Raw genomic sequence first — 247 nt, forward strand, 5'->3', positions numbered from 1 at the left:
GCTTGGCACCGAGGGCGGCGGCCGCCGCCCGCAGGCGGTGGTCCCGCGTCACCAGGTTGGCGTCCAGCGGCAGCACCAGGAACGGCAGGGAGCAGTACCCGAGGCCGAGGTAGGCGGCGGGCGGGGGGTACAGGATCTGCGGCGGTGCATCGATGAGCGCGATCTGCAGGCGCTGCTGGTTGGGCAGGCCGTTGCGGTCGAGGAGGCCGATGCTCGCTGGCCCCGGGTGCCGGAGCGAGGTCGACGT

At 74.1% G+C, this 247-nt stretch carries 1 pseudogene; it reads right to left on the reverse strand.

Annotated elements, in window-relative coordinates:
• Nucleotides 1–247, reverse strand: a pseudogene (locus ACQG3P_RS21520) (hypothetical protein); the annotation flags it as partial.

It is taken from the genome of Stenotrophomonas sp. SrG (assembly GCF_050031795.1).
In the GTDB taxonomy this organism is placed as follows: Bacteria; Pseudomonadota; Gammaproteobacteria; order Xanthomonadales; family Xanthomonadaceae; genus Stenotrophomonas; species Stenotrophomonas rhizophila_A.